Here is a 23,853-nt window from a genome sequence, read left to right as displayed (position 1 = left end):
GCGGCGGCGTACCTTGGCTTCACATTCACTCCATCAGGTACGGATCATGACAACGGCACATTCCTTCAAGCGTGTTTGGCTGGTGACCGGGGCTTCCCGGGGCATCGGTGCAAAAATCGTCTCGGCAGCGCTGGCCCACGGCGATGCGGTAGTCGCGACCGCCCGTAATGCTCAAGCGGTGATTGAGCGATTTGGCGAGCAGCCCGGCCTGCTGGCGGTGCAGCTGGATGTGACCCACGAATCCCAGGCCGCTGACGTGGCCCGCGCCGCTGTCGAACACTTCGGGCGTATCGATGTGCTGGTCAATAACGCCGGTTTCGGCTTGTTGGGCGCGGTGGAGGAGGCGTCTGCCGATGAGATTCGTCGGCTGTATGAAACCAATGTGTTCGGCCTGCTTAACGTCACACGCGGCGTGTTGCCCTTTATGCGCGAGGCGCGCAGCGGGCATGTGATCAATATCTCGTCGGTGGGCGGCTTCCAGTCGGCGCCGGGGTATGGGGTTTATTGCTCCACCAAGTTTGCCGTCGAAGGCTTGAGCGAAGCATTGCATGGCGAACTCGCGCCGCTGGGCATCAAGGTCACCGTGGTTGAACCGGGGTATTTCCGCACGGACTTCCTCGACAGCAACTCCCTGGTGGAGTCGCCGGCGAGCATCGAGGACTACGCCGCTACCTCGGGCGAGGTGCGCAAACTGGCCAAGGTCTACAACCAGCAGCAGCCCGGCGACCCGGACAAGCTGGCGGTGGCCATGCTCAAGCTGGTGGAGGCTGAACAGCCACCGCTGCGCCTGGCATTGGGCACTGATACCTTGCGGGTGACCGAGGCCAAGCTGGCCTATGTCCAGCAAGAGCTGAGTGCCTGGCGGGGGCTGTCGGCCTCTACGGACTTTTGAGGGCTGAATCAGTCCTGAGTTTCGAACCAACCGGGCGCGGTGGGAGCGTACACACCGCGCTGCGGCCAATACGAATCGGTGCGCAGTACGGTGAGCTCTCCGGCCTGCGCCCAGGTGGAAATGAAAATTTCCAGGGAAAGGTCCCCTGCATTCAGGTCGTTCTGTATCTGACTGGCACTGTCAGGCGATGCGGGGCCCATCATGCCGCCAAATACAAACTCTTCAATGGAGTTGCGTGAGGTGTACTTGATCAAGGCGCCCTCGGTGCTCGCCCAGTAGGCCTCGCTTATATCCAGGCCATAGGCCCTGAGCTGGAAGAAGAACTCAAAGGCCTGCGGGTGGAAAAAAGTGCCGGCGGCCGGGTAGGGCTCCGGCGTTGGAGTGAGATCCGAGTGCCGGGGACGGAAGTAAATCCCTCGCGGCACATAGCCTTGGGGCAGCGCCGGGCGTCGAGATGCCTGCGGGGAAAAGGGCCCGATGTAGCGGTAGTCAAGCGTACTCCCGGACAGTCCGATGCTTGTGACGTAAGTGTCATGTAGCCGGTTCTCTAGAACAATTCCGATGATGGCCAGATCGTAGGCTTCAAGCTCTTGGGTCATGGCGTGCACAGCGTCGTCGGCGTCGATAAAGCGTTGCCGCATGACTGGCGTGAGGGAGCGATCATTGATCAGGGTGGGGGTTGCAGGTGCCCAGTCGGCCGGGATCCGGCCGTGGCGGGTCCATGAGCCATGAGGGTGCAGTACGCGTAATTCGCCCGCCGCTGCCACTTGCCGAATGAACGCTTCGGGGCTCAGGGTGCCATTGGCCAGGGCGCGATGCACCTGGCAGCGGCTGCCGCCGAACGGGATGAGGACGTCGAGAAGGTGTTTTTCTTCTGGGGTGCCCAGGGAGGTGTATTGAAAAAGTGTCGCTTCCTGGGTGTAGAAGTAGGCGGACAGGTCGGGGTGCTGGAGCAGTTTTGACAACAGGGCGAATATCAATTCGGGCGAGACAAACAGACCCTTGCCGTTCAGAGACAGGACGCTGCTGTCGGAGCGGTTGCGCAACGGTGCGAAGTAGACGCCGCTGATGGTGTAGTCCGTTGGCAACTCCACCACTCCCACATCATTGCCCGGCAACAGGCTCTCGATGGCAAAGCCCGGGTCATTGATTGCCAGTGGGTAGGTGGGCACCACATGTTTCTCATGGGTGTGGGTCAGCAACAGGCCCGCGCTGAGTGTATGGGTGGTTGAGTGGGGCAGGTGTTGCAGTAACCAGTTCAGTGCTTCTTCCGGCTTGAGGAAAGACGGCCCCAGGCGCTCGGCATTGATCAAGTCGTTGCCTTGGTGCAGCGGTTGCCATTTGGGCGAAACGTCGCCCACAAAACGCCACAGTTGGCTGGCGCGGATGACTTGCAGGCGTCCGGCGCCGGCCACTTGTTGAACGAAGCTCAACCGGCTGGCCGTCCCGGCAGCCAGCTCCTCGCTCAGGGGGCTGATCTTGCCGTTGGGTTCCTTGGGGGTGACGCGCAGCAGCAGGGCCTGGGTCAGGTCGGAGTCCGTGGGGGTAAACTTGAGCAGCGAACCGTCCGGATTAGACAAGTAACAGGCTGCTCCCGGTGTCTGCTCGTAGAGCTTGATGGCCGCATAAATGTCGCCGGTGGAAAAGGAGTTGATTTCCAGCGGGTCGGTGAGGACGTCGGGGTGGGAATGATAAATGCCCACCAAGTCCAAGTGGCGGGGCCGTGTTGGGTGTCCGGCTGCGGTCCTGGGATAAACCTCGGCCGGTGTGAAACTGAAAGTCGAACCGCTCAAGGGCGTTGTGGCAATAAACCGCTCGCCGCGTTTGAAGATATAGCCGCCATACTCTCGATCTCGCTGCTCGCCAATCAGTGCATGGGCGTAGGCGACGACGTCCTCGTCGCTGATGAATTCCGGCGTGTAGGTTGGGCGAAACGTCGGAGGTGAAACGGGTTCTGGTGGGGGCATGGTGACTTCACTGTGTGATAGATGAAGTCGAGCAGTATCAACAGCGTGAACCGCATGCAGTCGGTACTTATGTAGCCGCGCCCCGGAGCACCCGGGGCACGTGCGAAGAGGTTACTGCGGGGTGGCGGGCACCAGAAACGCCGCCTCCAGCAATTGCCGCGTGTAGGCATGCTGGGGGTTGGCGAAGATCGCAGGTGCATCCCCTTGCTCCACCGCCTGCCCGTGCTTGACCACCATCAACTGGTGACTCAAGGCCTTGACCACCGCCAGGTCGTGGCTGATGAACAGGTAGGTCAGGTTGTACTTGGTTTGCAGGTGGCGCAGCAGCTCTACCACCTGGCGCTGCACGGTGCGGTCGAGGGCCGAGGTGGGCTCATCCAGCAAGATCAGGCGGGGCTTGAGCACCAGGGCCCGGGCGATCGCGATGCGCTGGCGTTGACCTCCAGAGAATTCGTGGGGGTAGCGATGCCGGCTTTCCGGGTCCAGGCCTACTTCCTTGAGCGCGGCGATGATCGCTGCTTCCTGTTCGGCCGCAGTGCCCATCTTGTGGATGCGCAGGCCTTCGCCGACGATCTCGCTCACGCACATGCGCGGGCTCAGGCTGCCGAACGGATCCTGGAACACCACCTGCATTTCCCGGCGCAGCGGGCGCACCTGTTGCTGGCTCAGTTTGTCCATCTGATGGCCTTCGAACCGAATGCCGCCTTTGCTCGCGATCAGCCGCAAAATCGCCAGGCCCAGAGTGGATTTGCCCGAGCCGCTTTCACCGACGATGCCCAGCGTCTGGCCCTGGGGCAGGCTGAAGTTGATGCCGTCCACCGCCTTGACGTAGTCGACGGTGCTGCGCAAGAAGCCTTTCTTGATCGGGAACCAGACTTTCAGGTCCTCGACTTCCAGCAACGGCGGGCCGATTTCATTGGTGGCAGGGCCGCCGCTGGGTTCCGCCGCCAGCAGTTCCTGGGTGTATGGATGTTTGGGCGACTGGAACAGGGTTTCGCACTCGGCCTGTTCGACGATGCAGCCTTTTTGCATCACGCATACCCGGTGGGCAATGCGCCTGACCAGGTTCAGGTCGTGACTGATCAACAGCAAGGCCATGCCCAGGCGCGCCTGCAGTTCCTTGAGCAACTCCAGGATCTTTAACTGCACCGTGACGTCGAGTGCCGTGGTCGGCTCGTCCGCAATCAGCAACTCCGGCTCATTCGCCAGGGCCATCGCAATCATCACCCGCTGGCGTTGGCCGCCGGACAGCTCATGGGGCAGGGCCTTGAGGCGCTTGTGGGGTTCGGGGATGCCCACCAGTTCGAGCAACTCCAGGGTGCGTCGGGTGGCGACCTTGCCGGTCAGCCCCTTGTGCAGGCCGAGCACTTCGTTGATCTGCTTCTCGATGGAATGCAGCGGGTTCAACGAGGTCATCGGCTCCTGGAAAATCATCGCAATGCGGTTGCCGCGAATATGCCGCAGGGTCTTTTCTTTGAGCGTCAGCAAATCGTGGTTGGCGTACTGGATCGTGCCCGAAGGGTGGCGTGCCAGCGGGTAGGGCAGCAGGCGCAGGATCGAGTGCGCCGTCACCGACTTGCCCGAGCCGCTTTCGCCCACCAGCGCCAGGGTTTCGCCGCGCTTGATATCGAAGCTGACGTTGTTCACCACCCGCTGGTGGCTGTTGCCTACGACGAACTCGACAGAGAGGTCGCGGACTTCGATCAGATTGTCCTGATTCATCTCATTTCCTCGGGTCGAAGGCATCGCGAGCGGACTCGCCGATAAACACCAGCAAACTCAACATGATCGCCAGCACGGCAAAGGCACTCATACCCAGCCACGGCGCTTGCAGGTTGGATTTACCCTGGGCCACCAGTTCGCCAAGGGACGGCGAGCCGGCGGGCAGGCCGAAGCCCAGGAAGTCCAGGGCGGTGAGGGTACCGATGGCACCGGTCAGGATGAACGGCATGAAGGTCATGGTCGAAACCATGGCGTTGGGCAGGATATGCCGGAACATGATCGCGCCGTTCTGCATCCCCAGCGCCCGGGCCGCCCGCACGTATTCCAGGTTACGCCCACGCAGGAACTCGGCGCGCACCACGTCTACCAGACTCATCCAGGAAAACAGCAGCATGATCCCCAGCAGCCACCAGAAATTGGGCTGCACGAAACTGGCGAGGATGATCAACAGGTACAGTACCGGCAAGCCGGACCAGATTTCCAGGAACCGCTGGCCGGCCAGGTCGACCCAGCCGCCATAGAAGCCCTGCAACGCGCCGGCGATCACGCCGATGATCGAACTGAGCACGGTGAGCGTCAGCGCAAACAGCACGGAAATCCTGAAGCCGTAGATCACCCGCGCCAGCACATCGCGGCCCTGGTCATCGGTACCCAGCAGGTTGTCCCGCGACGGCGGGGCCGGGGCCGGAACCTTCAGGTCGTAGTTGATGCTCTGGTAGCTGAACGGGATCGGTGCCCACAACGTCCAGGCATCCTTGGCTTTGAGCAGCTCCTGGATATAGGGGCTTTTGTAGTTGGCTTCCAGCGGGAATTCGCCGCCGAAGGTGGTCTCCGGGTAGCGCTTGAGGGCCGGGAAATACCAGTCGCCGTCGTAATGCACCGCCAGTGGCTTGTCGTTGGCGATCAACTCGGCGCCCAGGCTCAGGCCGAACAGGATCAGGAACAGCCACAGCGACCACCAGCCACGTTTGTTGGCCTTGAAGCGCTCGAACCGGCGACGATTGAGGGGGGATAGATTCATCTCAATGCTCCCGGCTGGCGAAGTCGATGCGCGGATCGACCAGGGTGTAGGTGAGGTCGCCGATCAACTTCACCACCAGCCCCAGCAGGGTGAAGATGAACAGCGTGCCGAACACCACCGGATAATCGCGGTTGATCGCCGCTTCAAAGCTCATCAGGCCCAGGCCGTCGAGGGAAAAGATCACTTCCACCAGCAAGGAACCGGTAAAGAAGATGCCGATAAAGGCCGACGGGAAGCCGGCAATCACCAGCAGCATCGCGTTGCGAAACACATGGCCGTACAGCACGCGGTGGTTGGTCAGGCCCTTGGCCTTGGCGGTGACCACGTATTGCTTGTTGATCTCGTCGAGGAAGCTGTTTTTGGTGAGCAGCGTCATGGTGGCGAAGTTGCCGATCACCAGCGCCGTCACCGGCAGCGCAAGGTGCCAGAAGTAATCGAGGACCTTGCCGCCCCAGCTCAACTCGTCAAAGTTGTTGGAGGTGAGCCCGCGTAACGGAAACCAGTCGAAGTAACTGCCGCCGGCGAATACCACGATCAGCAGGATCGCAAACAGGAACGCCGGGATCGCGTAGCCGACGATGATCGCCGAACTGGTCCACACGTCGAAATGGCTGCCGTGTCGCGTGGCCTTGGCGATGCCCAGCGGGATCGACACCAGGTACATGATCAGCGTGCTCCACAGCCCGAGGGAGATGGACACCGGCATCTTTTCCTTGATCAGGTCGATGACCTTGGCGTCACGGAAGAAGCTGTCGCCAAAATCCAGCCGGGCGTAGTTCTTGACCATGATCCACAAGCGTTCCGGCGCCGACTTGTCGAAGCCGTACATCTTCTCGATTTCTTTCACCAGCGCCGGGTCCAGGCCCTGGGCGCCGCGGTAGCTGGAGCCGGCCACCGAGACTTCGGCACCGCCACCGGCGATACGGCTGGTGGCGCCTTCAAAGCCTTCCAGCTTGGCGATCATCTGCTCCACCGGGCCACCGGGGGCGGCCTGGATGATCACAAAGTTGATCAGCAAAATGCCGAACAGGGTCGGGATGATCAGCAGCAGTCGGCGAACAATATAGGCCAGCATCTCAGTCGCCCCCGCTCGCCGGATCGGCGGTCTGGTTGGTGTCCAGGGTTACCGCAGGTTTGGCGTCGGGTTTGCTCCACCAGGTGGCGGTGCCGACGTCATAGCGCGGTGAGACTTTCGGGTGGCCGAGGTGGTCCCAATAGGCCACGCGGAAGGTCTTGATGTGCCAGTTGGGGATCACGTAGTAGCCGAATTGCAGCACACGGTCCAGGGCCTTGGCGTGGGCCACCAGGCTCTTGCGCGAGTCGGAGTCGATGAGTTCTTCCACCAGTTGGTCGATGGCCGGGTCTTTCAGGCCGATGTAGTTGCGACTGCCGGGTTTGTCGGCGCTGGACGACTTCCAGTACTCACGCTGCTCATTACCCGGCGAGGAGGACTGCGGGAAGCCGCCCACCACCATGTCGAAATCCCGCGAGCGGATGCGGTTGATGTACTGGGAGACATCCACCCGGCGAATCACCAGGTCAATCCCCAGGTCGGCCAGGTTGCGCTTGAACGGCAGCAGGATGCGTTCGAACTCGGTCTGGGCCAGCAGGAACTCGATGGTCACCGGTTTTCCGGTGGTGTCGACCATCTTGTCATCGACGATCTTCCAGCCGGCCTCTTGCAGCAACTGATAAGCCTCGCGCTGCTGGGTGCGGATCATGCCGCTGGCGTCGGTCTTCGACGGCTCGAAGGCATCGGTAAACACCTGGGGCGGGATCTTGTCCCGCAGCGGCTCAAGAATTGCCAGCTCGGCCGGGCCGGGCAGGCCGGTCGCGGCCATCTCGGAGTTTTCGAAATAGCTGCGGCTGCGAGTGTAGGCGCCGTTGAACAACTGCTTGTTGCTCCATTCGAAGTCCAGCAGCAGGCTGATGGCCTTGCGTACCCGAACATCCTGGAACATCGGCTTACGGATGTTGAACACGAAGCCCTGCATCCCGGTGGGGTTGCCGTTGGGGATTTCTTCCTTGATCAGGCGGCCCTGGGCGACGGCGGGGGTGTTGTAGGCGTTCGCCCAGTTTTTCGCGCTGATCTCCAGCCAGTAATCGAACTGCCCGGCCTTCAGCGCTTCAAGGGCCACGGTGTTGTCGCGGTAGTAATCGGTGACGCGGTAATCGAAGTTGTAGAAGCCCTTGTTGATCGGCAGGTCCTTGGCCCAGTAATCCTTGACCCGCTCGTAGCGGATCGAACGCCCGGCCTTGACCTCGGCCACCTTGTACGGGCCGCTGCCCAACGGAATCTCCAGGTTGCCCTTGGAAAAGTCCCGGGTCTCCCAGTAATGCTTGGGCAATACCGTGAGTTGCCCGAGGATCAGCGGCAGTTCGCGATTATTGGTGCGCTTGAACTTGAACAACACGCGCAGCGGGTCTTCGGCGACCACTTCATCGACGTCGGCGTAGTAGGTTTTGTAGATCGGCGAGCCGTCTTTCATCAGCGTCTGGAAGCTGAACACCACGTCTTCGGCGCGGATCGGGTGGCCGTCGTGAAAGCGCGCTTCGGGGCGAATGTAGAAGCGCACCCAACTGTTGTCCGGGGCCTTTTCGATCTTGCCGGCTACCAGGCCGTATTCGGTGATGGGTTCGTCCAGGCTTTGCTGGGCGAGGGTGTCGTAGATCAGGCCGATGTTGTCGGCCGGCACGCCTTTGCTGATGAACGGGTTGAGGCTGTCGAAGCCGCCCATGCTTGACTCGCGGAAGGTGCCGCCCTTGGGGGCCTCCGGGTTGACGTAGTCGACATGCTTGAAATCGGCGGGGTACTTGGGTGGTTCGTTGTAGAGGGTTAGGGCATGTTGCGGGGCCGCATTGGCGGCGCCGCACAACAACAGGCTGCCAAGGATCACAGTACGCAAAGGTATCATTGGGCTTTCTCCGAAGCTTTCAGCCACCACGCGCTCAGGCCCAGGCTGTAGGGCGGCGTGGTGACGAAGGCGAACCGGTTGCGGTACGCCAGGCGATGATAGTTGAGGTACCAGTTGGGAATACTGTAGTGCTGCCACAGCAGGACGCGGTCGAGCGCCCGGCCGGCGGCCAATTGTTCTTCGCGGGTTTGCGCCGCCAGCAGTTGGTCCAGCAGATGGTCGACCACCGGGTTGGCGATGCCTGCGTAATTCTTGCTGCCCTTGACCGCCGCCTGGCTGGAGTGGAAATACTGCCACTGCTCAAGGCCGGGGCTGAGGGTCTGGTTGAGGGTCATCAGAATCATGTCGAAGTCGAATTGATCGAGGCGCTGTTTGTACTGTGCGCGGTCTACCGTACGCAAGCGGGCATCGACGCCGATGCTTGTCAGGTTTTCGACATAGGGCTGCAGGATGCGCTCCAGGTTTGGATTCACCAGCAGGATCTCCAGGCGCAGCGGCTGGCCGTCACTGTTGAGCAGGCGTTGCCCGGACAGCTTCCAGCCGGCGTCGGCCAGCAACGCGAGGGCGCGGCGCAGGGTGTCCCGGGGGATGCCGCGACCGTCGGTCTGGGGCAGGCTGAAGGGTTGGGTAAACAGGTTGGCCGGCAGTTGATCGCGATAGGGTGAGAGCATCAGCCACTCATGACCGGTGGGCACGCCGGTGGCGGAGAATTCGCTGTTGGGGTAGTAGCTGAGGGTGCGTTTATAGGCGCCGCTGAACAGGGTGCGGTTGGTCCACTCGAAATCAAACATCAAGCCCAGGGCTTCGCGCACCTTGGCCTGGCTGAAGGTCGGGCGCCGGCTGTTCATGAACAGGCCCTGGCTCTGGGTCGGAATCTGGTGGGCGATCTGCGCCTTGATCACATCGCCACGGTTGACCGCCGGGAAGTTATAGCCATTGGCCCAGTTCTTCGCCTGGTGCTCGATATAGATATCGAACTCGCCGGCCTTGAACGCTTCGAAAGCCACGTCGCTGTCACGGTAAAACTCCACCTCGACCTTGTCGTAGTTATAGAAACCACGGTTGACCGCCAGGTCCTTGCCCCAGTAATCCTTGACCCGTTCGAACACCAGCTGGCGTCCCGGCGAGACCTTTGTGATGCGGTAAGGCCCGCTGCCCAGCGGCGGCTCGAAGGTGGTGGCCTTGAAGTCACGGTTTTTCCAGTAATGCTGGGGCAATACCGGAAGCTCCCCAAGGCGCAGGATCAGCAACGGGTTGCCGGCACGCTTGAACACAAAACGAATGCGATGCCGATTGAGAATATCGACCCGGGCGACTTCCTGCAGGTTGGTGCGGTACTGCGGGTGGCCTTCGGTCAGCAGCGTGCGATAGGAAAACGCCACGTCGTAGGCGGTAATCGGCTTGCCATCGTGGAAGCGTGCTTCAGGGCGCAGGTTGAACACGACCCAACTGCGGTCCTCGCTGTATTCCACCGACTGGGCAATCAGGCCGTAGCTGGACGTCGGTTCATCGCCGGACGGCGCGTACTGGCCGGTGCCGACCATCAGCGGCTCATTGAGCTCGTTGACGCCGTATTGCAGGAAGTTGGCGGTGGAGACCGGGCTTGAGCCCTTGAAGGTATAAGGGTTGAGGGTGTCGAACGTGCCAAACGCCATCACCCGCAGTGTGCCGCCTTTTGGCGCTGCAGGGTTTACCCAGTCGAAGTGGGTGAATTTGGCCGGGTACTTGAGCATGCCGAACTGCGCATAACCGTGGCTCTCGGTAATGGTCGCGTTCGCGGAAAAGCTCAAGGCCAGACTTATTAGTAGAAGGAGGGGACGCTTCAAGTCAGAGATCCGATCCAGGCGGCTTGGGCTTTATGAGCCGTACAGTAACAGCTTGTTCCGATTGGAAAAAGGCTGGTGCCGTGGGAGGAAGACTACAGGCTTGGGGGGTGATAAGGAGGGCGAACAAAAAAGGGGGAACGGTCGCCCGTTCCCCCCTGTATTTGCTGCTTAGCGTGGCCCGGAAACCACCAGCATCTGCCCGGGCTTCAGCGCCTGGCCAGTGCGCGGGTTCCAGCGCTTGAGATGTTGCATCTCGACGTTGAAGCGCTTGGCGACGATGTACAGCGAGTCGCCTTTCTTGACCTTGTATTGCACCGGCTTCTTGCTGTCGGCCTTGGCCACCAGCTTGCGGGTGTCCTGCATCACCAGGGTCTGGCCGACCTTCAGCGCCTGGCCATTGAGCTTGTTCCAGCGCTGCAAATCATGCACATCGACCTTGTTGGCCTTGGCAATCAGCGTCAGGTTATCGCCGCTGCGGACCTTGTAGTTGCGGGTGCGACCGGCAATGGCCTTGTGCTCAACGTCGTCGAACACCGGCTTTTTCGGGCGCATGCTCAGCAATTCTTCCGGCTTCATCGCCGAAAGGCTGCTGGCCAGCAACTGCGCCTTGGAGGTGGGCACCAGCAAATGCTGCGGGCCGTCCAGGGTGGTGCGCTGCTTCAGGGCGGGGTTGAGCTGGAACAGTTCGTCTTCGTCAATCTCGGCCAGCGCGGCGACCCGTGACAGGTCCATGCTCGTTTTGATTTCTACCACTTCAAAGTACGGCGTGTTGGCAATCGGGTTCAGGTTGACACCGTATGCCTCGGGGGCCAGCACCACCTGGGACAGCGCCAGGAACTTCGGTACGTAGTCCTTGGTTTCCTGGGGCAGTGGCAGGTTCCAGTAGTCTGTCGGCAAGCCGAGCTTCTCGTTACGCTCGATGGCCCGGCTGACCGTGCCTTCACCTGCGTTGTAAGCCGCCAGGGCCAGCAGCCAGTCGCCGTTGAACATGTCATGCAGACGTGTCAGGTAGTCCAGGGCGGCGGTGGTGGAGGCGGTGATGTCGCGGCGGCCGTCGTAGGCGCGGGTCTGGCGCAGGTTGAAGTAGCGCCCGGTGGCGGGAACGAACTGCCACAGGCCCACCGCATCGCTGCGGGAATAGGCCATCGGGTTGTAGGCGCTTTCAATCACTGGCAGCAGCGCCAGTTCCAGGGGCATGTTGCGCTCTTCAAGGCGTTCGACGATGTAATGAATGTAGAGGCTGCCGCGTTCGCCGGCGTTTTCAAGAAAGGAAGGGTTGCTGGCAAACCACAATCGTTGCTGTTCAATGCGCGGGTTGACGCCTAACCCGTCCTGCAATTGAAAGCCCCGGCGCATGCGTTCCCAGACATCCTGGGGCACTTCCGGGCTTGGCTTCTCTGATAGCCAAAGGGGTTTTTGCTTGATCTTGGCGGTAAGGTTTGGCTTGGGTTGCACGGTGGATTGTGCGGCAAAATTAGTCGATTGGCAGCCCGCCAGAGTAGCGGACACAGCCACCGCCACGGCTTGAGCCAGGCGGGTCAATGCGTCTGAATGGTTGGTTTTACGAATAGATGACGACATTGGCTGGAAGTAAGTTCCGGGCAAAAATGTCGGGCGATTCTAGAAAGCGCTTGGGTTGCGGTCAACCATTCAGAAATTCCGTACTAAATTCCGCGCGCTTAGAACGTATCTTTCCAAGACCTCAAGCTAGCAAACACCTCGCTCCCGGCCCGGTTATCCCGGCCATTCCGTTCGTCCGCTTTTTCTTTAACGGATGTTTCAGAGGTCCGCAAAAAAGGGTTAGTGAGTTTTTCCAGGGCCAGGTTCGAGGGCAGCGTCATCTCGCCGTTGGCCCGCAGTTGCCGGACGTTCTCCACCCGTTCGGCGATATCCGCGTTATGCGGTTCCACGGCCTGGGCGAATTTCAGGTTGCTTTGTGTGTATTCGTGGGTGCAGTACACCAGCGTGTTCGCCGGCAATGCCGCGAGGCGCTCCAGAGAGGTGTGCATTTGTTGCGGGGTGCCTTCGAACAGGCGGCCACAACCGGCGGCGAACAGGGTGTCACCACAGAACAGCACGCCCTGGTGATAAAAGGCGATATGGCCGAGGGTGTGGCCGGGTACGGCAAACACCTGGAAGTCCCAGCCCAGCACGTCGATCCGGTCGTTATCCTGGAGTGCGACGTCCCGCGCCGGGATCTTTTCATTGGCCGGGCCGTAGACCGTGGCGCCCGAAACACGTTTAAGTTGCTCGACGCCGCCGACATGATCATGGTGATGGTGAGTCACCAGGATGTCGCTGAGGGTCCAGTCGGGGTGCTGCTGGAGCCAGGCCAGCACGGGCGCGGCATCACCGGGGTCGACCACGGCGCAGCGCTTGTTCGGCTGATCCTGTAACAACCAGATGTAGTTATCGGTGAAGGCGGGCAGGGCACTGATCTGTATCATTCTTTGATTCGCCAAGCTGAACACATTGGTGCATCTTAGAACTTCTTGGCGAGTTGGAGAATGCAATGACTGATAAAGCGTTCGCCCAGGCCGATCCCGAGTGGCTGGCACTGATCGGTGCGGCCCGTGAATGGCTGTCCGGGCCTATCGGGCAATTTTTGCTGGATGAGGAGCGGCGCATGCTCGAAGACGAGCTGGGCCGGTTCTTTGGCGGTTACCTGGTGCATTACGGTCCGTCGGCACAAACCCCGCCGTCGGCGCCTCAGGTGCAACGCAATGTGCGCCTGGGGGCGCCGTTGCCGGGTGTTGAAATCGTGTGCGAGGAGCAGGCCTGGCCGTTGAGCGAGCATGCCGCCGACGTGGTGGTGTTGCAGCATGGGCTGGATTTCTGCCTGTCGCCCCACGGTTTGCTGCGTGAAGCGGCCAGCAGTGTGCGCCCAGGTGGCCATTTGCTGATCATCGGTATCAACCCCTGGAGCAGTTGGGGGTTGCGCCACGTGTTCGCCCACGACGGGCTGCGCCAGGCGCGCTGCATCTCGCCGTCGCGGGTGGGTGACTGGTTGAACCTGCTGGGCTTTGCGCTGGAGAAACGCCGCTTCGGGTGCTATCGTCCGCCGCTTGCGTCTGCCAAGTGGCAGGGCCGGCTGGCCGGCTGGGAACGCAGGGCCGGTGCCTGGCAATTGTCCGGTGGTGGTTTCTACCTGTTGGTGGCGCGCAAGATCGTCGTTGGCCTGCGCCCGGTGCGCCAGGTGCGCCGCGAACCGATGGGCAAGCTGGTGCCGATGCCGATGGCCAAGGTCAATCGCAAGCAGAGCGAGCAATAAACATACCTTTTTTGATTTCAGGTCGAGCCTCTCGACCTCGGGCCCTTGTCGGTCGATTATCGGCAACCCGCTTTGATGGATCCCGCTTTGATGGATAGTGAAATGACCGATAGCGTAGAACTCTTCACCGATGGCGCCTGCAAGGGCAACCCCGGTCCCGGCGGATGGGGCGCCTTGCTGGTGTGCAAGGGCGTGGAGAAGGAACTGTGGGGCGGCGAGGCCAACACCACCAACAACCGCATGGAGCTGATGGGCGCGATTCGCGGCCTTGAAGAGCTCAAACGCCGTTGTGACGTGTTGCTGGTGACCGACTCCCAGTACGTGATGAAAGGCATCAACGAGTGGATGGTCAACTGGAAGAAGCGCGGCTGGAAGACCGCCGCCAAGGAACCGGTGAAAAACGCCGACCTGTGGCAGTTGCTTGATGAGCAATGCAACCGCCACAACATCACCTGGAAGTGGGTGCGCGGGCACATCGGCCACCCGGGTAACGAGCGGGCCGACCAGTTGGCCAACCGTGGCGTGGATGACGTGCGCGGCTACAAGCAGAGCTGATGCCGGCTGACGTGTTAAGATCCCGCCCCTTGAAATGTACCAAACCGTTGAGAGCTGAACCCTGATGGCCATCCGATCTGTTGTACTCGATACCGAAACCACCGGCATGCCGGTGACCGACGGCCACCGGATCATTGAAATCGGCTGCGTCGAACTGATGGGCCGCCGCCTCACTGGCCGGCACTTCCACGTCTACCTGCAGCCGGATCGGGAAAGTGATGAAGGCGCCATCGGCGTCCACGGCATCACCAACGAATTCCTGGTGGGCAAGCCGCGGTTTGCCGAAGTGGCCGATGAGTTCTTCGAGTTCATCAACGGCGCGCAGCTGATCATCCATAACGCGGCGTTCGACGTTGGCTTCATCAACAACGAATTTGCGCTGATGGGCCAGACCGATCGGGCTGACATTACCCAGCACTGCTCGATCCTCGATACCCTGATGATGGCGCGTGAGCGTCACCCGGGCCAGCGCAACAGCCTTGATGCATTGTGCAAACGCTACGGGGTCGACAACTCCGGTCGTGAACTCCACGGCGCGTTGCTCGACTCCGAGATTCTCGCCGACGTTTACCTGACCATGACCGGCGGCCAGACCAGCCTGTCCCTGGCCGGCAACGCGTCGGATGGCAACGGCTCGGCAGAAGGCTCGGGCAATCGCCCTTCGGAAATCCGCCGCCTGCCAGCGGATCGCCAGCCCACCACGATCATCCGCGCCAGCGAGCAGGACATGGCCGAGCACGCGGCGCGTCTGGAGGCGATCGCCAAATCTGCCGGCGCCCCGGCGCTGTGGACCCAATTGACCCAGCAATAACCGTCACCCCAGTGCCAGCCCCTGGCTGGCCCTGATCAAGTCATACGCCTTGCGCGCAATCGGGTTCGCCGTGTTCGGGCGGATCCACAGGTAATACGTCACCTCTGGCATCCTCGGCAGCCCATCGTTTTCCCCCAATACCCGCATGTCCGGCCCGAGCATTTCCATGCTCCGTGGGGTCACGCCCAGCCCTGCGCGGGTGGCGGCCTTGATCCCGATCAGGTTCGACGCCAGATACGCCTGGCGCCACGGGATATTCGCCCGTTCCAGCGCCTCCAGGGCATAGCGTCGATAGATACTCGGCTCATCCACCAGAATCAGCGGCAGCGGTTCGCTCGGCGAATGAATGTATTGCGCCGAACAGATCCACCACACCGGCGAAGTACGCAACGCAAAGCCTTCCAGGTTGGCGTCGGCGCGGGTGGAAATCACCATGTCGACCTTGCCCCGGTGCAAGTCATCCATCAGGAACGGGCTGCGGCCCACGTCGATTTCCAGGCGCAGGCGCGGCGCCGAACGGGCGATGTGGCTGAGGATCGGCGGCAGGATGGTGTCGGCGATGTCATGGGGCGAGCCGATGCGTAGCACGCCGCTGAGGCTGCTTTCCCGCAGGGAATTAAGCACCTCGTCATTCAGCGACAGCATCTGCCGCGCATGCCGTAATAACTGCAAGCCGGGTTCCGTCAGCTGTTTTTGCCGGCCGCGTTTCTCAAACAGGCTGACCCCCACTTGCTGTTCGAGGCGCTGCATATGCTGGGTGACGGAGGATTGCGTGCGTGCCAGATGGGTGCCGGCTTCGGCAAAGCTGTGGTGGTCGACCACGGCAATAAAGGTGCGGAGCAGTTCGAGATCGAGGGTCGACATGGCCATTCCAGGGCGTTTTTTATATCAAGGGTGCGAAGATAAACATTACAGATGTTTATGTTTTGTCGCGTCGAATTTTTACGAGAGCTAATGATTTCGAGTATATGGCCAAAAAGCAGCGCGTCCATATACGGGAAGTTATAACGATATTAGATATTTGAATTTCCGTTACCCCGGCACTCTCCCTAGCATGCCCCCACATCAGGTCGGGGTACGCCGATCGCTAATGAGGGGAGTTCCATGGGTTTTGTGCGCGCGGCGGTAAAACGAAGGTTGCCTGTGGTCCTGGGCGCATTGATTGCCCTGGGCGGCAGCGTGGTGGCTCAGGCCGATGCGACCCTGGACAAGATCCAGCAGCGCCATGTGCTGGTGGTCGGCGTGCTGCTCTCCGGCGGGCCGTTTGGCGGTATCGACCCTACTACCCAGAAGCCCAAGGGCTTGAACGTCGACCTGGCCAACGAGCTGGGCCGTCAGTTGGGCGCCGAAGTGCAACTGGTGCCGGTATTGCCGGCCAACCGCGTGCAGTTCCTGCAACAGGGCAAGGTCGACCTGCTGATCGCGAATATGGAGTGGACCGCCGAGCGTGGCGACATCCTCGGTTTCGTGCCGACCCCGTTCTACAAGATCGGCGGCACCGCAGCGGTGCTCAAGGACAGCAAGATCACCCGCTGGGCAGACCTCAAGGACCAGCCGGTGTGCACCTCCCAGGGCAGCAGCTACGTGAAGCCGCTCACCGAGCTCGGCGCGCAGATCAAGGCCTTCAAAAGCTCCTCCGAATCCCTGTTGGCCCTGCGTGGCAACAACTGCGTCGCCGCCGTGCATGACTCCACGCTGGTCAACCCGCTGATCAACGACAGCGCCGAATGGAAGGATTACCGCACCATCAGTCCCGAGTTGAATCCCGCACCGTCGGTGATCTGGACTCGCCGTGGCGAGAGCGACACCCAGGCCAGACTCGACCCGATCGTCAAGGAACTGCACCGCAGCGGCTGGCTGATCGACGCCCAGACCCGCAACCACATCACCCCGGCTTCCCCGGCGCTGGTGGAGTTGCAGAAACAGTTCAAGGGCGCCTGAGCATGCGATTGAAATCCCTGACCGTTCTCGGCCTGGCCCTGTGCGCAAGCCTGGCCCACGCCGACGCCACCCTCGACAAGATCCAGCAACGCCACGCCATCAGCGTCGGCGTGATTCTCAGCGGCCCGCCGTTTGGCACCATCGACCCCAAGACCGGCGAACACCTGGGCTACAACGTGGAGTTGGCCAAGGGCCTCGGCCAGGCGCTGGGTGTGGAGACCAAGACCGTTTCGGTACTGGCCCCCAACCGCGTGCAGTTCCTGCAGCAAGGCAAGGTCGATGTGCTGATTGCCAACATGCAGTACACCGACGAGCGCGCCGAGATTCTCGACTACGTGCCCACGCCCTATGAAGAGGTCGGCGGCGCGGCGTTGATCCGCAAAGGCGCCGGCATCACCCAGTGGGCCGACCTCAAGGACAAGCCGGTGTGCGTGTCCCAGGGCAGCAACTTCATCAAGCCGTTGCAGGAAACCTACGGCGCGCAGATCAAGGCGTTCCGCAGCCAGTCTGAATCCCTGTTGTCGTTGCGTGGCAATGGCTGCGTGGCGGCGGTGCACGTCAGCCCGACCATGCACGCGTTGCTGGACGATGCCGAATGGTCCGGCTATGAGATCCCGTTGCCGGGAGATCTGATCCCTTCCAAATCGGTAATCTGGATCCGCAAGGGCGAACATGATACCCGGGCCAGGCTCGACGCCATCGTGCGCGACTGGCACCGCAGCGGCTGGTTGATTGCGCTCGGCGAACGCACCGGCATGGCTCCGTCCCAAGCCCTGCGTGATTTGCATGAGCAGTACAGCCATGAGTGAACCGCTATTTGCCACCCTGCAACAACTGCTCGGCACCGCCCACGTGCAGCGCAGTGACGAGGCTGCCCAGTACCTCACCGACAAACAGGGCCGCTACACCGGTCAGGTAGTCGCGGTGGTGCACCCGGCCAATACCGAAGAAGTCGCCGCCGTGGTGCGTGCGTGTGTGGCCCTGGAGGCGCCCATTGTCGTCCAGGGCGGCAACACCGGCCTGATGGCAGGCGCCACGCCGGACGCCAGTGGCCGCGCGGTATTGCTGTTGCTCGACCGCATGAACCGGGTCCGCGTGATCGACACTGATAACGACACCCTGACCGTCGAAGCCGGCTGCATCCTGCAAAACGTCCAGGACGTGGCCCGTGAAGCCGGCCGGTTGTTTCCGCTGAGCTTGGGCGCCGAAGGCAGCTGCACCCTTGGCGGCAACCTCGGCACCAATGCCGGCGGTACTGCCGTGCTGCGTTATGGCAATACCCGCGAGCTGACCCTGGGCCTGGAAGTGGTGACCGCCGAAGGCGAAATCTGGAATGGCCTGCGCGGTTTGCGCAAGGACAACACCGGCTATGACCTGCGGGATTTGTACGTCGGCAGCGAAGGCACCCTCGGGATTATCACTGCCGCGACACTGAAGCTGTTCCCGTTGCCCAAGGCCCAGGCTACTGCGCTGCTGGCCTTTGATGAGCTGGCCCAGGCGGTTGCATTCCTGTCCCATGCCCGCGCCGGTTTCGGTGCGAATCTCACTGCGTTCGAACTGCTCAGCGCCGATTGCCTGGCGCTGCTGCGCGAACAGTTTCCCGAAGGCCCGCAACCGTTCCTGAAAGCCAGCCAGCCCTGGTTCGCCTTGTTGGAGCTGTCGGATAACCACGGCGAAGCCCACGCCCGTGAAGCCTTCGAAACCGTCCTCGGTGAAGCCTTCGAACAGTCATTACTGGCCGATGCACTGATCGCCGAAAGCCTGGCGCAAAGCGAAGCCCTGTGGCTGCTGCGCGAAAACATGAGCGAGGCGCAGAAGCGCGCCGGGCGCAATATGAAGCACGACATCTCGGTGCCCATCTCGCAAATCGTCGCCTTCGTCGCCCATACCGATGCGCTGTTGCAGGCGCATTTTCCCGGGGTGCGCAACTTCACCTTCGGGCACCTGGGGGACGGCAACCTGCATTACAACGTTGCCCATCCGCTGGACTCGACGGTGGATGCGCACATGCGCAACTACGCCGAACTGAGCCTGCTGGTGCACGACAGCGCCCACGCCCACGGCGGCTCTATCAGCGCCGAGCACGGGATTGGCCAGCGCAAGGTCGGCATGCTGGGCCGCTACAAAAGCCCGGTGGAGCTGGACCTGATGCGCCGCATCAAACGCGCCCTCGACCCGAAAAACCTGCTCAACCCGGGCAAAGTCCTGGAGGTGCAGCCATGACCGTTCGCCTGTCCAGGCGCGTGCAGCGGGTGTCGCTGTCGGCCAACGCGGCAGCCAAGTCCCGCGCCACGGAACTGCGTGACGCCGGCCGCGACATTCTTGACCTGACCACCGGCGAGCCGGATTTCGATACCCCGGAGCACATCAAGCAAGCTGCCTACGCCGCCATCGCCGCGGGCGCCACCAAATACACGCCGACACCCGGGGTAAAAGCCTTGCGCGTGGCGGTGCAGCGCAAGCTGGCCGAAGAAAATCAGCTCGACTATTCGCTGCCCAACATCGTGATCGCCAACGGCGCGAAACAGATCATCTTCAACGCCTTCGCCGCCACCCTCGACGACGGCGATCAAGTGCTGGTACCCACGCCGTATTGGCCGTCGTTCCCCGACAGCGTGCGCTTCAACGGTGGCGAGCCGGTGTTTATCGAGTGCGGGCTGGAGCAGGGCTGCAAGTTGCTGCCGGCGCAACTCGAGCAGCACATCAACGAGCGCACCCGCTGGCTGATCCTGAACGGCCCGGGCAACCCGAGCGGTGCGGTCTACAGCGAAGCTGAACTGCAAGCGCTGGCCGAGGTGTTGCGTCGTCATCCCCAGGTGCTGGTGCTGCTGGATGAGCTCTACGAACACATCCGCTTCGACGGTCGCCCGGCCCAGAGCCTGCTGAACGTCGCGCCGGATTTGCAGGACCGCTGCCTGTTGGTGGGCGGCGTGTCCAAGACCTACGCCATGACAGGCTGGCGCATCGGTTTCGGCGCCGGGCCGCAAACCCTGACCAACGCCATGGCGGTGGTGCAATCCCAATCCACCTCCGGTGCGTCTTCCGTCGGGCAGGCCGCCGCGTTGGCCGCCTTCACCGGCGGGCTGGGCTTCTTGGCCGAGCAGGTGGCGGCCTATCAACTGCGCCGGGACCTGCTGATGATGGTCCTCGGCACCGTTGACGGCCTGGAAGTGCTTGAGCCTCAAGGCGGGTTCTTCGTGTTTGTGCGCTGCGCCGGCCTGCTCGGCCGCTACCGCCCGGACGGTCAGCCGTTGAAGGATGACGGCGATGTCGTCGCGTACTTGTTGGAGGAGGGCGTCGCCGGTGTGGCGGGCAGTGCTTATGGCCTGTCGCCGTGGTTTCGCCTGTCCATCGCCACGGCGACTGACAGCGTGGCCGAGGCCGGCCGCCGTATCGCGGTCGCCTGCGGCAAGTTGCGGGGCGTCGAATGAGTCATTGGCTGGAGATGTTTGTGCACTGGGCCGCCGGCATCGGCCTCAACTACAACTTCCTGCTGGATGCCTATCAGCGTGGCACCCTGGCGCAGGGCGCGTTGACCACCGTGTTGTTGTGCCTGTTCACCATCGTCGGCAGCCTGCTGGCCGGGATCAGCCTGGCGGCGCTGCTGACCTCGGGCAACCCATGGCTGGCCAAGCCGGCGCGGGTGTTTATCGAAGTCACCCGCAACACCCCGACCCTGGTGCAGCTGTACTGCGCGTTCCTGGTGTTGAACATGCTGCTGACCCAGGCGGTCGGCGCGGCCAACCCGCTGACGCCGTTTGCCTGGGTCGTGATCGTGATCTCCCTGCATAAAGGCGCGTTCCACGCCGAAGCCCTGCGCGCCGGCATCGAGGCGGTGCCCGCGGTGACGCTGGAAGCCGCCAGTTCCCTGGCCTTCAGCAGCCGCCAATTGCTGTGGAATGTGCAGTTGCCGTTGGCCTTGCGCTTTGCGTTGCCGTCGCTGATCAACAACCTGATCGACCTGGTGAAAATGACCGCCGTGGCCTCGGCCATTGCCGTGGGCGATATCACTTACGCCTCGATCATGATCTGGACCCAGAGCGACAACGTGCTGGAACTGATGATTTTGATCCTGAGCTTTTTCGGCTTGCTGAGCTTTACCGTCAATTGTGTGGGGCGCTGGCTGGAAGCGCGCCTGAGGATGCCCGGCTATGGCCATTGATTCATTCCCGGTGCTGTCGGCGTTGCTGCAATGGTCGCCGGCGCTGGTCAGCGGTTTCGGCCAGAACATCCTGATCAGCCTGGTGGCGATCGGACTCGGCTCGCTGCTGGGCCTGATGGTGGGCGCACTGGCCATGTCGCCCTTGCGCCTGCTGCGGTTGCCGGCGCGGGTCTGGGTGCAGGTTTTCCGCAACGCGCCGTGGCTGGTGCTGATCTACTTCACCACCTACGTGTTCCCGTTCGAGATCCATATCGGCAGCAGCTACGTGTCGTTCCCCGACTGGGTCAAGGTGACCATTGGCCTCGCGTTGCCGGCCAGCGCCAACGTGGCGGAGATCTTTCGCGGTGCCATCGGCTCGATCCCCAGTACCCAGTGGGAAGCCGCGCGTTCACTGGCGTTCACCCGTGGCCAGATCTTCCGCTCGATCATCCTGCCCCAGTGCTTCAAGCGCATGTTGCCGCCGTGGATGAACCTCTACGCGGTGGTCACCATGGGCACCGCCCTGGCTTCGCTGGTGGGCGTGCACGACGTGATCGACACCGCGCAGATCGCCAGCAACACCGTGAACATGACCGGCTTTACCGTGGTGATCTACCTCAGCTTGCTGGTGTTGTTCTTCGCCTATTGCTACCCGATTTCCCGTTTGACCCAACGCCTGGAGCGCCGTTATGCCTTCTATTGAACCCCTGGTCAGCCTGCGGGACTTGCAGCTGTCGTTCGCTGACAACCGGGTGCTCAAGGGCATCGACCTTGATGTGCATCGCGGCCAGGCGGTGTCGATCATCGGCCCGTCGGGCTCGGGCAAGTCGACCATCCTGCGTTGCATCACCGGCCTGTTGCAGCCCCAGCGCGGCACCATCCGCGTCGGCGAAACCCGGGTCGATACCCTGACCCAGGAAGCCCAGCGCATCGAGTTGCGCAAGCGCGTCGGTTTTGTGTTCCAGCAGTACAACCTGTTCCCGCATTTGTCGGTGCTGGAAAACCTGGTGATCGCCCCGCGCAAGGTGCTCGGCCGCAACCGCGCCGACGCCGAGAAAGACGCGCGGGCGCTGTTGGCCAAGGTGCGCATGGAGCACAAGGCCGATGCCTATCCCGGCCAACTTTCCGGCGGGCAGCAGCAGCGGGTGGCGATTGCCCGCGCGTTGGCGATGCGCCCGGAACTGATTCTGTTCGATGAAGTGACCTCGGCCCTGGACCCGGAAACCGTCGGCGAAGTGCTGACGGTGATTCGTGAGCTGACCGAAGAGGGCATGACCTGTGTGCTGGTGACCCACGAGATGCGCTTCGCCGAAGAGATCAGCGACATCGTCTACTTCACTGAAAACGGCGTGATCGTCGAGCACGGCAGCGCCGAGCAAATCTTCCAGCGCCCCACCAGTGAGCGCACCCAGGAATTCCTGCGCCATGCCTTGGGCGATCCGGGCCGCCGTCCGCCGATCGCCAACGATCCGTACCTGTTGACCAACCTGAGCCGCTACACCCTGTCTGTCTAATAAGAGGAACCTCGTCATGAGTACCGCAAACCGTGCCGCCGTTATCGAAGACTTCCTGCAGCAGATCCGCGTCATCAACCAGCGTGGCGTAGACCGCGCGGCCCTGGTGGAAATCGTCGGGCTGCTGGAAACCCTGGCCGAGCGCCGGGACCTGTTCAACTTCAGCGAATTCCCCGCACCGGTGCCGGGGCAGGGCAGTACTGCCTTCCGTTATCGCCTGAACGACGATGGCGACACACCGACCCTGTACCTGAACTCGCTGCTGCCGGGCAAAAGCACCATCCCCCACAACCATGAAACCTGGGCGATCATCAGTGCCGTTGAAGGCCAGGAGATCAACTACGTCTATGGCCGCAACGATGAAGGGCGTGACGCAGGCTTCACCACCCTGACCCTTGAGAAAGAAGTCATCGTGCAGCCGGGTACTTCCATCTCGTTCCTCGGTGAAGACCTGCACGGGATTCGCGTCGAGGGTGAGCAGCCGACCTTGCACTTCCACCTGTATGGCTTGCCGCTGGAGTCCCTCAATGGCCGTTATGGCGTTGAAGCCGACGGCCGGATTCTCAACTACAACGCCTCGCAGATGGCCCCGTCGATCAAGGCCTACGCATGATCGACCTGTATTACTGGCCCACCGGCAACGGCCTGAAAGTCGGCATCCTGCTTGAAGAGCTGGAAGCAGAGTACCGCCTGATTCCGGTGAACATCCGTGAAGGCGCGCAGAAACAGGAAAGCTTCCGGCGCATCAGCGCGAATGGGCGGATTCCGGCGATTGTCGACCACACCCTCGACGTGCCCCTGAGCCTGTTCGAGTCCGGGGCGATCCTGAATTACCTGGCCGACCAGGCCGGGCGTTTCCTGCCGCCCGCCGGCACCGCCGAGCGCCAGAAAGTCCAGGAGTGGCTGTTCTGGCAGGTGGGGCACATCACTCCGTACCTGAGCCAGTTGCAGCTGTTCAAGGAGAAGGCGCCGGAACCGATTCCCTTCGCCCTGGACCTGCTGAACGCCGAAGCCACGCGCCTGTATCGGGTGCTGGAGCAACGCTTGGCCGAGGTGCCGTACGTGGCGGGCGAGTATTCGGTGGCCGACATGGCGATCTTCCCGTGGATCCAGCCCCTGCGCCAAGGCCAGGACCTGGCGGACTACCCGAACATCCAGGCCTGGCGCTTGCGGATCAAGGCGCGCCCGGCGGTCCAGCGCGCCTATGCCAAGGGGCGTGAAGTCGCCGCTGGCGAGCGCTCGTTGGCCTTGCAGTAATTCATCTCTTTTTTGCGGGA

22 protein-coding genes are annotated in these 23,853 nt (G+C 62.0%); 13 read left to right on the top strand and 9 right to left on the bottom strand.

The window, feature by feature from the left end; all coding sequences use genetic code 11:
• The first annotated feature begins 46 nt into the window (after nucleotides 1-46).
• Nucleotides 47-892 carry an oxidoreductase gene (locus MUM_RS0116435; RefSeq protein ID WP_010171687.1) on the top strand — a complete coding sequence of 282 codons (846 nt, stop codon included), beginning with the start codon at nucleotides 47-49 and terminating at the stop codon, nucleotides 890-892.
• Between the two features lie 8 nt (nucleotides 893-900).
• On the opposite strand, the gene MUM_RS0116430 is transcribed toward MUM_RS0116435, so the two are convergent.
• The 8 genes from MUM_RS0116430 to gloB all read right to left on the bottom strand — a co-directional run bounded on the left by MUM_RS0116430 (nucleotide 901) and on the right by gloB (nucleotide 12,790).
• Nucleotides 901-2,859: a DUF4329 domain-containing protein gene (locus tag MUM_RS0116430; RefSeq protein WP_081480092.1), complete on the bottom strand. Its 1,959-nt coding sequence runs from the start codon at nucleotides 2,857-2,859 to the stop codon at nucleotides 901-903.
• 111 nt (nucleotides 2,860-2,970) lie between these two features.
• Nucleotides 2,971-4,581, bottom strand: coding sequence for an ABC transporter ATP-binding protein (locus tag MUM_RS0116425; RefSeq protein WP_010171683.1), 1,611 nt, complete (start codon nucleotides 4,579-4,581; stop codon nucleotides 2,971-2,973).
• A gap of 1 nt (nucleotide 4,582) precedes the next feature.
• On the bottom strand, nucleotides 4,583-5,602 hold the full coding sequence (locus tag MUM_RS0116420; RefSeq protein ID WP_010171680.1) for an ABC transporter permease: 1,020 nt from the start codon (nucleotides 5,600-5,602) through the stop codon (nucleotides 4,583-4,585).
• Nucleotide 5,603: 1 nt separating this feature from the next.
• The gene (locus tag MUM_RS0116415; protein ID WP_003207463.1) at nucleotides 5,604-6,677 is read right to left on the bottom strand and encodes a microcin C ABC transporter permease YejB; all 1,074 of its coding nucleotides are present in this window, start codon (nucleotides 6,675-6,677) and stop codon (nucleotides 5,604-5,606) included.
• Between the two features lies 1 nt (nucleotide 6,678).
• Nucleotides 6,679-8,517, bottom strand: a complete 1,839-nt coding sequence (locus MUM_RS0116410; protein WP_010171676.1) for an extracellular solute-binding protein — start codon at nucleotides 8,515-8,517, stop codon at nucleotides 6,679-6,681.
• Nucleotides 8,514-10,343, bottom strand: a complete 1,830-nt coding sequence (locus MUM_RS0116405) for an extracellular solute-binding protein (RefSeq protein ID WP_010171674.1) — start codon at nucleotides 10,341-10,343, stop codon at nucleotides 8,514-8,516. Before MUM_RS0116405 ends, MUM_RS0116410 begins: the two co-directional genes overlap by 4 nt.
• A gap of 168 nt (nucleotides 10,344-10,511) precedes the next feature.
• Complete coding sequence (locus MUM_RS0116400; RefSeq protein ID WP_010171672.1) at nucleotides 10,512-11,924, bottom strand: lytic transglycosylase domain-containing protein; 1,413 nt, start codon at nucleotides 11,922-11,924, stop codon at nucleotides 10,512-10,514.
• 98 nt (nucleotides 11,925-12,022) lie between these two features.
• Nucleotides 12,023-12,790, bottom strand: coding sequence for a hydroxyacylglutathione hydrolase (gene gloB / locus MUM_RS0116395; protein WP_010171670.1), 768 nt, complete (start codon nucleotides 12,788-12,790; stop codon nucleotides 12,023-12,025).
• A 65-nt stretch (nucleotides 12,791-12,855) separates the two neighbouring features.
• On the opposite strand from gloB, the gene MUM_RS0116390 reads away from it, so the two are divergent.
• The 3 genes from MUM_RS0116390 to dnaQ all read left to right on the top strand — a co-directional run bounded on the left by MUM_RS0116390 (nucleotide 12,856) and on the right by dnaQ (nucleotide 14,980).
• Nucleotides 12,856-13,614 (top strand): class I SAM-dependent methyltransferase, encoded by a 759-nt coding sequence (locus MUM_RS0116390; RefSeq protein WP_010171669.1) that lies wholly within the window; start codon nucleotides 12,856-12,858, stop codon nucleotides 13,612-13,614.
• 102 nt (nucleotides 13,615-13,716) lie between these two features.
• On the top strand, nucleotides 13,717-14,169 hold the full coding sequence (rnhA, locus tag MUM_RS0116385) for a ribonuclease HI (RefSeq protein WP_010171667.1): 453 nt from the start codon (nucleotides 13,717-13,719) through the stop codon (nucleotides 14,167-14,169).
• Between the two features lie 70 nt (nucleotides 14,170-14,239).
• Nucleotides 14,240-14,980, top strand: a complete 741-nt coding sequence (gene dnaQ, locus MUM_RS0116380) for a DNA polymerase III subunit epsilon (protein ID WP_169389386.1) — start codon at nucleotides 14,240-14,242, stop codon at nucleotides 14,978-14,980.
• A gap of 3 nt (nucleotides 14,981-14,983) precedes the next feature.
• Here the strand turns inward: dnaQ and MUM_RS0116375 are convergent, their stop codons facing one another.
• Entirely contained in the window at nucleotides 14,984-15,844 is an 861-nt protein-coding gene (locus MUM_RS0116375) for a LysR substrate-binding domain-containing protein (RefSeq protein WP_010171662.1), read from the bottom strand.
• A gap of 240 nt (nucleotides 15,845-16,084) precedes the next feature.
• On the opposite strand from MUM_RS0116375, the gene MUM_RS0116370 reads away from it, so the two are divergent.
• Genes MUM_RS0116370 through MUM_RS0116330 form a run of 9 tightly spaced genes read left to right on the top strand, consistent with a single transcriptional unit; the run spans nucleotide 16,085 to nucleotide 23,833 of the window.
• On the top strand, nucleotides 16,085-16,921 hold the full coding sequence (locus tag MUM_RS0116370) for a transporter substrate-binding domain-containing protein (protein ID WP_010171660.1): 837 nt from the start codon (nucleotides 16,085-16,087) through the stop codon (nucleotides 16,919-16,921).
• A gap of 2 nt (nucleotides 16,922-16,923) precedes the next feature.
• Nucleotides 16,924-17,730: a transporter substrate-binding domain-containing protein gene (locus MUM_RS0116365; protein ID WP_010171659.1), complete on the top strand. Its 807-nt coding sequence runs from the start codon at nucleotides 16,924-16,926 to the stop codon at nucleotides 17,728-17,730.
• A complete protein-coding gene (locus MUM_RS0116360) occupies nucleotides 17,723-19,144 on the top strand; it encodes an FAD-binding oxidoreductase (protein WP_010171658.1) in 1,422 nt (473 codons plus the stop codon). Before MUM_RS0116365 ends, MUM_RS0116360 begins: the two co-directional genes overlap by 8 nt.
• Nucleotides 19,141-20,352: an aminotransferase class I/II-fold pyridoxal phosphate-dependent enzyme gene (locus MUM_RS0116355; protein ID WP_010171657.1), complete on the top strand. Its 1,212-nt coding sequence runs from the start codon at nucleotides 19,141-19,143 to the stop codon at nucleotides 20,350-20,352. Before MUM_RS0116360 ends, MUM_RS0116355 begins: the two co-directional genes overlap by 4 nt.
• Nucleotides 20,349-21,083 (top strand): amino acid ABC transporter permease, encoded by a 735-nt coding sequence (locus MUM_RS0116350; protein WP_029615941.1) that lies wholly within the window; start codon nucleotides 20,349-20,351, stop codon nucleotides 21,081-21,083. The genes MUM_RS0116355 and MUM_RS0116350 overlap by 4 nt, the downstream gene beginning before the upstream one ends.
• Nucleotides 21,073-21,765 carry an amino acid ABC transporter permease gene (locus MUM_RS0116345; RefSeq protein WP_010171655.1) on the top strand — a complete coding sequence of 231 codons (693 nt, stop codon included), beginning with the start codon at nucleotides 21,073-21,075 and terminating at the stop codon, nucleotides 21,763-21,765. Before MUM_RS0116350 ends, MUM_RS0116345 begins: the two co-directional genes overlap by 11 nt.
• A complete protein-coding gene (locus MUM_RS0116340) occupies nucleotides 21,752-22,576 on the top strand; it encodes an amino acid ABC transporter ATP-binding protein (RefSeq protein ID WP_010171654.1) in 825 nt (274 codons plus the stop codon). The genes MUM_RS0116345 and MUM_RS0116340 overlap by 14 nt, the downstream gene beginning before the upstream one ends.
• A 16-nt stretch (nucleotides 22,577-22,592) precedes the next feature.
• A complete protein-coding gene (locus MUM_RS0116335; protein ID WP_010171652.1) occupies nucleotides 22,593-23,189 on the top strand; it encodes a cysteine dioxygenase in 597 nt (198 codons plus the stop codon).
• Nucleotides 23,186-23,833 carry a glutathione S-transferase family protein gene (locus MUM_RS0116330; RefSeq protein WP_010171650.1) on the top strand — a complete coding sequence of 216 codons (648 nt, stop codon included), beginning with the start codon at nucleotides 23,186-23,188 and terminating at the stop codon, nucleotides 23,831-23,833. The genes MUM_RS0116335 and MUM_RS0116330 overlap by 4 nt, the downstream gene beginning before the upstream one ends.
• Nucleotides 23,834-23,853: the final 20 nt, after the last annotated feature.

The organism is Pseudomonas sp. PAMC 25886 (assembly GCF_000242655.1).
GTDB lineage: Bacteria > Pseudomonadota > Gammaproteobacteria > Pseudomonadales > Pseudomonadaceae > Aquipseudomonas.
This window is presented reverse-complemented; position numbering and strand designations above follow the sequence as displayed.